This window comes from Anoxybacillus thermarum (assembly GCF_000836725.1).
GTDB lineage: Bacteria > Bacillota > Bacilli > Bacillales > Anoxybacillaceae > Anoxybacillus > Anoxybacillus thermarum.
In genome coordinates this window covers 62,316-73,587 of sequence record NZ_JXTH01000005.1, presented here as the reverse complement: position 1 = coordinate 73,587, position 11,272 = coordinate 62,316, and the positions used below count along the sequence as shown (strand labels likewise).

The 11,272-nt window shown below is 41.8% G+C and carries 11 protein-coding genes and 1 pseudogene; all 12 read right to left on the bottom strand.

The window, feature by feature from the left end:
* Positions 1–297 precede the first annotated feature (297 nt).
* Positions 298–747, bottom strand: a pseudogene (locus tag LH47_RS02285) (glycosyltransferase family 2 protein); the annotation flags it as partial.
* Between the two features lie 62 nt (positions 748–809).
* Positions 810–2,006, bottom strand: coding sequence for an MFS transporter (locus LH47_RS02280; RefSeq protein WP_043964439.1), 1,197 nt, complete (start codon positions 2,004–2,006; stop codon positions 810–812).
* A 97-nt stretch (positions 2,007–2,103) separates the two neighbouring features.
* Positions 2,104–2,499 (bottom strand): cytidine deaminase, encoded by a 396-nt coding sequence (locus LH47_RS02275; RefSeq protein WP_043964437.1) that lies wholly within the window; start codon positions 2,497–2,499, stop codon positions 2,104–2,106.
* Between the two features lie 25 nt (positions 2,500–2,524).
* Entirely contained in the window at positions 2,525–2,695 is a 171-nt protein-coding gene (locus LH47_RS02270; RefSeq protein WP_003397112.1) for a XapX domain-containing protein, read from the bottom strand.
* Between the two features lie 15 nt (positions 2,696–2,710).
* The gene (gene deoC, locus LH47_RS02265) at positions 2,711–3,376 is read right to left on the bottom strand and encodes a deoxyribose-phosphate aldolase (RefSeq protein ID WP_043964434.1); all 666 of its coding nucleotides are present in this window, start codon (positions 3,374–3,376) and stop codon (positions 2,711–2,713) included.
* Positions 3,377–3,397: 21 nt separating this feature from the next.
* Positions 3,398–4,612 carry a NupC/NupG family nucleoside CNT transporter gene (locus LH47_RS02260; RefSeq protein WP_021094369.1) on the bottom strand — a complete coding sequence of 405 codons (1,215 nt, stop codon included), beginning with the start codon at positions 4,610–4,612 and terminating at the stop codon, positions 3,398–3,400.
* Positions 4,613–4,795: 183 nt separating this feature from the next.
* Complete coding sequence (locus LH47_RS02255; RefSeq protein WP_043964432.1) at positions 4,796–5,737, bottom strand: sugar-binding transcriptional regulator; 942 nt, start codon at positions 5,735–5,737, stop codon at positions 4,796–4,798.
* A gap of 113 nt (positions 5,738–5,850) precedes the next feature.
* The gene (locus LH47_RS02250) at positions 5,851–7,290 is read right to left on the bottom strand and encodes a glycoside hydrolase family 32 protein (RefSeq protein ID WP_043964430.1); all 1,440 of its coding nucleotides are present in this window, start codon (positions 7,288–7,290) and stop codon (positions 5,851–5,853) included.
* A complete protein-coding gene (locus LH47_RS02245; protein WP_043964428.1) occupies positions 7,287–8,252 on the bottom strand; it encodes an aminoimidazole riboside kinase in 966 nt (321 codons plus the stop codon). The genes LH47_RS02250 and LH47_RS02245 overlap by 4 nt, the downstream gene beginning before the upstream one ends.
* Positions 8,253–8,287: 35 nt before the next feature.
* Positions 8,288–9,658, bottom strand: coding sequence for a sucrose-specific PTS transporter subunit IIBC (locus tag LH47_RS02240; protein WP_043964426.1), 1,371 nt, complete (start codon positions 9,656–9,658; stop codon positions 8,288–8,290).
* Between the two features lie 189 nt (positions 9,659–9,847).
* A complete protein-coding gene (locus tag LH47_RS02235; protein WP_006321064.1) occupies positions 9,848–10,678 on the bottom strand; it encodes a PRD domain-containing protein in 831 nt (276 codons plus the stop codon).
* A 39-nt stretch (positions 10,679–10,717) separates the two neighbouring features.
* Positions 10,718–11,200 (bottom strand): PTS sugar transporter subunit IIA, encoded by a 483-nt coding sequence (locus LH47_RS02230; protein WP_043964422.1) that lies wholly within the window; start codon positions 11,198–11,200, stop codon positions 10,718–10,720.
* Positions 11,201–11,272 lie beyond the last annotated feature (72 nt).

Here is an 11,272-nt window from a genome sequence, read left to right as displayed (position 1 = left end):
CCTCCAAAAGGGCCGCCAACAAGACAGCGAACACCTTTTGAAGAGTTCTGACTAATTGTTCCTCCAGCTCTTTTAATAAAGGCCATTCTGTGGTAAAATGTTTCATGGACTCTCTCCCTCCTGTTTTATTGATGTTGGTCATCACCATCATAGCAGGGAGAGAGTCCTTTTTGCATGACATTTGCTTTTTTCTACCGCGCTTCGCTTGGTGGCCCCGACGAGCGTCGCGAACAAAAGTTCGCAACCCTCGTCGGGGAATCATTCCTGAATGTCACCCACAAATATTTTACTCACACAAGGAACATACGTCGAAAATGCACGCATCGCTTGAAGATCGAATTCATATGCAAATAAAAAGCGATCGGTCGGTATGCGCACTCCATTTTCAATACGATAATGGAAAATTTCTACATCCGAATATACAAAATCGGCATCATTCATATTAGCGATCATTCGCTCAATATGGCATGGCAATAGTAAATCGTCATCATCACAAAGCATAATAAAATCTTCTGTGGCAGCGCGCACACCGAGATTACGAGCCTCGACATGACCAACATTTTCACGCAATTCAATGAGTTCAATAGAAAGCTCCGGATATGCATCGACCGCAGCTTGCACAGATGGGCCACCATCATTAACAATAATGACTTGCGTTGGTTTATACGTTTGTTTGCTTAACGACTCTAACAATTCTGCTAATGGAAGTAATCGGTTATATGTCGCGATAACTACGGAAACACCCAAAAGAAAATCCCCTTTCGAAAAAAGAAGCTACAATGATACCATTATAGCTTCTTTTCGTATGATTATGCGAGTTCTTGTTGTTTCGTTTCTTTACCAAAGAAAAGAACAGCGAGCGCACCGATGAAAATCGCGATACAAAAAATCGCAAAAATCATCGTGATTGATACTTTTTGTGCGACGAGATAGCCAACGAGAAGCGGTCCTAAAATGCCCCCAATACGTCCGAATGAAGCAGCCATGCCTGCCCCCGTCGCGCGAATGGCAGTTGGATATTGCTCTGGTGTATAGGCATAAAGCGCTCCCCATGCACCAAGGTTGAAAAACGATAACAATGCCCCAAACGTCATTAATGCCGCGGCTGAGTCAGCATTTCCGAAGAAATAAGCACTTAATGCGGTACCAGTTAAATAAATAATCAGTACGGCTTTTCGACCAATGCGTTCAATTAACCATGCGACGCTAAAATAACCTGGCAACTGCGCCAACGTCATGATGAGCACGTACTCAAAACTTTTAATTAAACTAAATCCTTTCATAACCATGACGCTTGGAAGCCATAAAAACATGCCGTAGTATGAAAAGACAACTGAAAACCATAAAATCCAAAGCATTGTCGTTTGTTTTGCGTACGGTTTTGCCCAAACGTCTGCGATATTTTGCCAAACGGAACGGCGCTCCGTTTTTGCCGCCATAAACTTTTTCGAATCTGGCAAATTGATGCGCAAATAAATGGCATATAGCGCTGGTACGGCTCCTAAAATAAGCGCCAGTTGCCATCCATACGCAGGGATAACAAAAAAGGAAATAAGCGCAGCTAATAGCCAGCCGCCTGCCCAAAAGCTTTCTAATAAAACGACAACTTTCCCGCGCTCATGAGCAGGTACGCTTTCCGATACGAGCGTTGAAGCAACCGGAAGTTCACCGCCAAGTCCCATACCGATAAAAAAGCGTAAAATTAAAAAGACCGTTAATGTTGTCGCAAAAGCAGATAAGCCGCTTCCGATTGAAAATAATAAAAGCGTAATAATAAATACTTGCTTTCGACCGATACGATCAGCTAACAATCCGAACACAAGAGCACCGACGGCCATGCCGATCGAATTGATACTTCCGATCCACCCCATTTGCTCGGCCGTTAAATTCCATTCCTTTTGCAATGCGGCAATAATAAACGAAAGCATCCCTACATCCATCGCATCAAATAACCAGCCAAGCCCGGCAACCCAAAGCAACTTGTTTCTTGATACGTCTTGACTCATGTCATCCCTCCGTTGTCAGCTGTCAAATTATCCTCTACTCGATTATATTTCCTTTTTTGTTATGTATCAATGCAAAAAGCGTCGGAAAAGCCGACGCTTATCGCAAATCTTCTTTTGAGAAAGCTCCAGGGAGAAGTTCTTTCACCGTCGTTTCCTGCACATCGCCTTTCATATTGGCTAAAATGACAGGCATATTCGGGTCACACAATTCAACAATGACTTGACGGCATGCGCCACATGGCGGAACAGGACGTTCCGTATCCGCAACAACGGCTAACATCGCATACTCATGATCGCCTTCGGAGTACGCCTTAAATAAAGCTGTGCGCTCAGCACAGTTGCATAAACCGTATGATGCGTTTTCGATGTTGCAGCCACCATACACTTTTCCATCTTTCGTTAATAGTGCTGCTCCAACTTTAAACTTTGAATACGGAACGTACGCCCGCTCCCTCGCTTGTTTTGCCGCTTCAATTAACTGTTGTTTATTCATTGTTGATCATCCCTTCTTGGGCTGTTTAGTTAAAAAATGTCTTCATTAACCAATCGGCAACGACACCACCTAAATATACGCCAAATACCCCCATCATTCCTGCCAATACAGGTGGAGCTGGCAATGGCAAACGTAAAAACTTAAACAAAATCCCGACAACAAGCCCAGCAAGTAAGCTAAGTAATACTTCTTTCATAGGTCAATGCCTCCATTAGTATGCTTCGTTTGAAGTTGTTCCTTCCATAATTGCTGGTCCGGAACTTGTACCGATGCGGTTTGCTCCTGCGTCAATCATCGCTTTTGCGTCCGCTGCGCTGCGCACGCCGCCAGATGCTTTTACGCCAACGTTTGGACCAACTGTTTTACGCATTAATGCGACGTCTTCTACTGTTGCCCCACCGCTTGCGAATCCTGTTGATGTTTTAACGAAATCTGCACCAGCACGAACGGCAATTTCGCATGCACGCACTTTTTCTTCATCTGTCAACAACGCTGTTTCAATAATCACTTTTGTTAAAGCTTTCCCTTTTGCTGCATCGACGACGGCACGAATGTCGCGCTCTACAAGCTCATGATCGCCATCTTTTAACGCACCGATATTGATGACCATATCGACTTCTTGCGCACCATTTTCAATCGCTTGTTTTGTTTCAAAAGCTTTCACTTCTGGCGTTGTCGCTCCTAACGGGAAGCCGATAACTGTACATACTTTCACATTCGTTCCTTGTAAACGTTCAGCAACGAATTTCACCCATGTTGGATTAACACATACAGATGCAAATTCATATTTTTTCGCTTCTTCCACTAACTTTTCAATTTGCACTTTCGTTGTTTCTGGCTTTAATAACGTATGATCGATCATGCTAGCAATGTTCATTATTCATTCCTCCTTGTTTTTTTAAATAAACATACCCGCAATGGACGCGCTTAACAATGAAGCAAGCATGCCAGCAAGGACAGCTTTTAAGCCCATGCGCGCAATGTCGCTGCGACGATTTGGCGCTAAGCTTCCTAATCCACCGAGTAAAATACCCATCGAAGAAATATTAGCAAACCCACATAGCGCAAAGCTAACGATCGCTACCGTTTTTGCAGATAAATCTGGAATTTGTGGCGCGAACGATGAATACGCAACAAATTCGTTTAAAATTAATTTTTGTCCGATAAATCCGCCAGCTGTCACCGCTTCAGACCACGGTACACCAATCGCAAACGCAATAGGTGCAAAAAGGAATCCTAAAATGTTTTGAAGTGTTAAACCTTCATAATTAAACAAACTGCCGATGCCGCTAAGCAATCCATTAATTAACGCAATAAGAGCGATAAACGCTAACAACATCGCACCGATATTTAACGCCAACTTCAAACCGTCGCTCGCTCCGCGTGCAGCTGCGTCGATGACGTTTGTTGATTCTTCATCTTTTTCCATCTCAAAATGCTCATCTTCTTTAATCGGTTCTGTTTCTGGCACAATCATTTTCGCCATGACTAATCCCGCTGGCGCTGCCATGAAACTTGCCGCAAGTAAATATTCAAGCGGAACACCTAAGAGCGAGTAGCCAACGAGTACAGAACCAGCAACAGACGCTAATCCACCTGTCATAACTGCAAACAATTCCGATTGTGTCATTTTAGACAAATATGGACGAATAACAAGAGGCGCTTCCGTTTGACCGACGAAAATGTTTGCCGCGGCTGACATTGACTCCGCTTTGCTCGTTCCGAGCAATTTCGCAAGCGGCCCCCCAATCATTTTAATGACCCATTGCATCACACCAATATAGTAAAGAACAGAAATTAACGCGGAGAAGAAAATGACGACCGGCAACACTTGGAACGCAAACACAAATCCAATTCCTTTTGCCGCAAACATACCACCAAACAAAAAGTTAATTCCTTCGTTCGCATAGTTAATAATGCTTGTGACACCATTGGTCAACCACTGCAATGCTGCTTTCCCTGCTTCCCATTTTAAAACGATAAACGCAAAAGCGACTTGAATCGCGAGACCGCCTAAAATCGTTCGCGGATTAATCGCTTTGCGGTTGTTTGAAGAAAGAAAAGCGATCCCAAGGACAACAACGATACCGACAAGTCCCCAAACGATATTCATGTTGAACACTCCTATAAGCTGAATTTTGATTACATAATCAATATAACAGGAAAACGAACATATGTAAACGTTAACATGAACAAATGTCAAAGAAAATTCATGGTTTCGCTAAATGTTTCTTCCTTTTTGCATAAATACATAAATAAAAGGGGGCTTTTTTCTTTTCCCCCATTTGTCGTTTCATTATTCTTTTTCTAACAAACATTCGGCAGTAAATTGATCCGTCACTAATACGTTCGCATATTTTCCTTTTAACGCGCCGTATATGCCAGCGACTTTATGAATGCCTCCCGCAATGACAATCGAATATTCTTTCTTTTTGAGATCTTCTAACTCAATGCCAAGCGTGCGCGCGTTTAGCTCTTCGCTACATAGCTTTCCATTTTGATCAAAAAAGCGTGAACAAATGTCACCAGCAGCTTTTGAATAAATCGTTTGCAAATCTTCTTCTGTAAAATAACCAAGCTGGAACAGTAACGACTCTGATTTAATTGGTCCAATCGTAAATACAGCAATATTCGCTTGCCGACCGAGATCAAGAATTTTGCGAATGTGGCGGTCCGCCTCCATCGCCTGCTTAACAACGACATGATCCACAATTGCAGGTAGCGGCAAATGGTGCACCGTTGCGTTGAAGGCGCTTCCAAACAAGTGCAAAATATCTGACGCAAACGTATTCGTTTCTGATAAACTAACGCCACCTTTTAATTGCACAACTTTCACGTCTCTGACATGTTTATGCTTTAGCTGTAATGCAACGTGATACAGCGTTGTTCCCCACGTCACACCGATCACATCGCCGTCTTTGACGATCGAACGTAAATACTCGGCGGCTTCTTTTCCTACATATTTTTTAATAATGCCATCTTGATGTTCGGGGACCGATACAACAATTGCTTTTTTTAGATTGAACTTTTGTTCAAGTTGCTTGGCTAATTGCTGAATATCTTCTGCTGGATCGTTAATTTTAATTTCCACAATCCCTTCTTCTTTCGCTTGCTGTAGTAGACGCGACACCGTTGGACGCGACACGCCAAGCTTTTTGGCAATATCATTTTGGTTGTAATCTAGCAAATAATACAACTTTGCTGCTTCAACGACTTTTTTTAGCTTATCTTGCTCCATCGCTTCATCACCTTTTATTTATGAATGAAAAAGGAGCAACCTTCCATATTTGAAGGAATACTCCCTTTTCTTTCATCATACGAAAAAAACTGAACATTTGACAAGAAAAAGTTTTAACATAATTTCCATTTAGATAAATGAAATGAAGCTTCCGCATTTGTCTGAAATGAGATATGTTCATTTTCTTCTTTTGGGAAAAACCGCGCCGTAAACACTTCTTCTCCATCATTTAAGAAAATTTCAATAGACGACGTATCGATAAACATGTGAATCGTGTGTAATTGTGATAATAAACATTGTCGTTTCTCTTTCACGCCATTTCGAGCAAAACTTTCTCTCTCTAACGTCGCAACTTTTTGTTCAAAATCATATGAAAATGAAACATTGTTTTGTATATGAATGGATAAAACACCTTTACCATCGATATGTTTAAGTAGCAGTTCAACCGTTTTTCCTTTTACACCATCAAATTGCCTAACTTCCTTCTGCAAGAATACATTTGGATGATGAACTTCGTCACTCCGAAGCAACTGCAACTGCTCAATCGGACGCTGATATAATTTGTCTCCGATTAAAACGAGTTCACGCGGTAATGTCAATGCATGTACCCATCGATAAGCAATTGTCGGGTGCTGATCTTCGTCTTGATCTGGTACCCCCATCCAAGCGATCATCACGCGACGCCCACGCTCGTCGACCATCGTTTGTGGCGCATAAAATTCAAAACCTCGATCCAGCTCAGTAAATGTACCGTGCACATATTTTCCTGTTTCATAATTTAACTGCCCGACAAAATATCCTGCTTGATATACGTTTTGATAGTGCATGCCTTCCGGTTGCAATCCTTGCGGACAGACGATCAGTACATCTTTTCTGCTTAAACGGAATACATCTGGGCACTCCCACATGTACCCAAAGCTTCCGCCCTCTCCTCCTGCTATCGCACCGATATGCTCCCAATGCATGAGATCATCAGAGCGAAATAATACTGCCTTCCCATCTAATTGCTCGCTCTGTGCACCGATCACCATATACCACTTGTTTTCATGCTTCCACACTTTTGGGTCACGAAAATGAGCCGTGTAGCCGTCTGGGAGATGAACAACAACCCCCTTTTTCTCAAAGCGAACGCCGTCACTTGATATTGCCATACATTGATACGTATGACGTGTACCGTCATCGTCTTTGACATTCCCTGTATAAAAAAGTGTGAGTACACCATCATTGTCCACAGCGCTTCCGGAGTAGCAACCGTTTCGATCAAACCATTCGCTTGGAGCTAATGCAGGCGCTTGTCTTTCCCAATGAACAAAATCACGCGATGTATAATGTCCCCAAAATTTTGCTCCATGTGTCGTTTGAAACGGCATCCACTGATAAAACACATGGTACGTTCCTTTCCAATAAATAAGTCCATTTGGATCGTTCATTAATCCGACAGGAGGCATTAAATGATAACGCAAACGATTCGGGTCACTTTCAACAATTGAGGCATATTTTTTTATTTCTTCTTCCGCGAGCTGTATTTGTTTTTTTTCGTTCAATGATTTCATTTCGACCAACCTTCGTGTAAAATACGTTCGACTTCATCGCGTGTTGGCAACGCTGTCATTGCCCCTTTCGTTGATGCAGCTAGCGCCCCTGAAACACTCGCAAAACGCGCCATTTGTTCAATTTCCGTAAGGGATAACGAATCGATTGTTCCTTCTCTTTCGTGCAAGCAATACAGCATGCCAGAAACAAACGCATCACCGGCCCCTGTCGTATCCACTGCCTCCACTTTAAGCGCTGGAGTAAATACCGATCCTTCCCTCGTGAACGTATAACTTCCGTTTTCTCCTAGCGTGACGACAATAAGCGGAATGTTGTACGAAGCAAGAGCATCCACACCTTTTTGAATATCTTCTTCTCCTGTAATAAATGTCAATTCCTCTTCCGAAATTTTCAATACGTCTGCCTCGGTTAACATAGATATGATCATTTGACGAGCTTGTTGTTCACTTTCCCACAAACCGAGGCGTAAATTCGGATCATACGAAACGATCATGCCGTTTTCTTTAGCCAGCATAACAGCTCGCTTTGTAGCGCTTCGTGCTGGTTCACTAATCAGTGAGATCGAACCAAAATGAAGAATGCGATGGGTCCGAAATAACGACTCATCAATTTCTTCTTCGCATAAAAAGCGATCAGCGCTCGGGTTAATGTAAAAATCAAAGCTTCGTTCTCCGTTTTCCGCTAACGTTACAAAAACGACACCTGTGCGAACATCCTCACTAAATTGAAGGAAAGATGTGTTCACTCCGTATGCATCAAGCGTTTCTTTTAGAAAAACGCCTAGCACATCGCGACCAACTTTCCCTAGAAACGTCGATCGAACACCGAGTCGTGCAACACCAACCGCAACGTTTGCCGGCGCTCCCCCGGGACTTTTTTGATACGCCCGATTTGTCGTGTCAAGTGGAATAAAATCAATTAACGCTTCACCAAGACTAATAATTCCTTGCTTCATCGTCATTCCCTCCTAAATAAAAAGGCGAGTATTCGCTCGCCTTATTCTTCTTTAAATCCTAATATCCATGTTGCCACAAATGCTGTACCAACCGCAATTGCAAAGCCGATTAAATAGTTTATTAAGTTCGCCATCCCCATCGGTGCCACGATCGCAATCATTGGAATACCAGTTAATCCGTACGCATTTGCCACCACGTTTGTAAATACAACATACGCACCACCGACAGCACCACCGATAGCTGCTGCAATAAACGGTTTTCGATATTTCAAGTTAACCCCAAAAATAACAGGCTCAGTAATGCCTAGAAAAGCGGAAAATGCAGCTGGCAAAGCGATTTCTTTCGTTTTCGTCCGTTTTGATTTTAAAAATACTGCTAAACCCGCTCCACCTTGAGCAACGTTTGCCATTGACCAAATAGGCAATAAATAGTTTTTACCAATATCCGCAAGCAATCCGGCTTCGATCGCATGGAAACTATGATGAACACCTGTGATTACAATCATCGAATACAGACCACCGAAAATGAGGCCTGCAAGCGCTCCACCTGTGTCATATACGAAATTTAACGTTGTTGTAATTCCTTTCCCAACTATATTTCCGAGTGGACCAATGACTAAAATCGCAGTGAAACCTGTTAAAATAACCGTAATAAATGGTGTAACAAGCAAGTCAACTGCGTGCGGAACGACTTTTCGCAAGCTTTTTTCGATTTTACTCATGACATATGTTGCAAGCAAAATTGGAATGACCGTTCCTTGATATCCAATCATCGCGATATCAAAACCGAGAAAATGCAAATACTCAGGTTCAGCACTTCCTAATCCCCAAGGATTCAACAAAGCAGGATGGGTCATAATTCCCCCGATCACTGCTCCTAAAAACGGGTTTCCCCTAAATTCTTTCGCAGCACTATAACCAATTAAAATGGGCAAAATAATGAAAGCAGCACTTGAGAACATATCAAGTAATACAATCCATGCACTATCTGGCGCTACCCATTTGAACGCCTTCATCATCCCAAGCAATCCCATAAGCAATCCGCTAGCTACAATGGCTGGAATAATTGGAACAAAAATATTTGACAACGTTTTCGCGAGACGGGCTACCGGATTCATTTTTTGCTTGATTGCTTCTTGGTGCACATCAGCACTTACGTTTTGTAAACCTGCTTCTTTGACAAACTGTTCGTATACTTTGTTGACAACACCTGTACCAAAAATAATTTGATACTGACCGGAACTAGAAAATGCACCTTTGACCCCATCAAGTTGTTCAATTGCTTGTTGATTGACTTTCTTTTCGTCTTTTAAAACAAGACGAAGACGAGTTGCACAATGAACCGCACTAATGACATTTTCTTTTCCACCAAGCAAAGACAAAAGTTGCTTTGTGATGTGTTCGTAATTCATATAAACTCCTCCTCTGCATATAAAATGATAGAAAACAAAAAGACCTAAAATGTACACACGAATGCCTTAAACATCGTCGTACATTTTAGGTCTTGCCTGCTTATGCAGTCACAATCCTACGATATTTGATTTTTTATCCGCTTTCATTCTAACTTATTATTCAAAATTCGTCAATATTCTACAAAATGATTATTTTGTGGTTAAACGTTGAATGTGTAGCGTAATATAAGCTAACTCGGTGACAGGAAATTGGATTCCGTATTCCTTTTTTGCATATTCAGCCATCGCAACAGCGCATGCAAACTCTCTTTCGTATTTCGTTTGAATGAGCGTTAACATCTCTTCATCCATCGAATGAAACAACTCACCGTTTTCAATGCGGTTCAGTGCAAAACGCAAATGTGTCACAAGTCGTTGATAAGATATTCCTTCTTCATCAATATGAACATGTAATGTTTGCTTCATCAAATCGATCATTTCTCGAATTAAAGTCGTTTGTTTTAACGTTCTGTTCATGCTGGCTGCGTCCATTTTCGCTGTATGAATATGAAGAGCAATATGGGCAACTTCGTCATCAGGGATGTCGATGCCAAGACGTTCTCGAATCAGTTGTTTTGCCCAAAGACCTATTTGATATTCTTTTTTATACAGCACTTTAATTTCATTCAACAACTTATTTTGTATTTGGTACCCTTGTTGAATCCGTTCAATCGCAAATGATAAATGGTCTGTCAATGCAATATGAATGTGATTGTTTAGCGGCGCTTGCAATTCCCCTTCAGCATGGCTAATAATTTCTTCCGCGATATCAATGTGCTCTTCTGGAAGGGTACGTAACAACTCTTGGAACTTTTCATTCTCTTCTTCCATCACAAAAATTTTTTCGATTTTTGCACGAGGTACAATATCATTTTTCTTTTTTTGAAAAGCAATTCCCGGTCCCATTACAATTTTCTCTTGCCCTTCATCCAATACAACGACAGCGTTATTGTTCAAAATTTTATGGATTCGCAACGTCATCTTCGTCCCCTTAACAGCGATTGTTTTATCACATATATATTATTTCAATTTCACTTTCATTAAAACAGTACTTCCTCTTTCTGCTTGTTCTATACGCTCTCGATGACACTCGTTTACCACCTCCCCGTTTGTAATCACGACTGGGGTAAGGGGACTTTTCGCCTTTTGTTGCACAAGCGCCAAGTCAAACGACAAAAGTAAATCCCCAGCCTTCACACGATCCCCTGCTTTCACGTACGCTTCAAATCCTTCTCCATGCAAATGAACTGTATCAATGCCAACGTGAATGAGAATTTCTAATCCTTCATCCGAACGCAAACCAACAGCATGTTTTGTCGGGAACACTTGTACTACTTCTCCATGAATCGGTGAAACAACTACGCCGTCTGTTGGCTCAATCGCAAAGCCATCGCCCATCATTTTTTGAGCAAACACAGGGTCTGGAACATTTTCGAGCGATCGTACATTTCCTGTTAGAGGGGAAACAATGACCTCTTCACGCTTACGAAACAAACGAAACATTTGAAATATCTCCTTTCTAAACAATTATTTGGATAAAAATAAAAGACCTAAAACGCAAGAAAGAAACCTTCT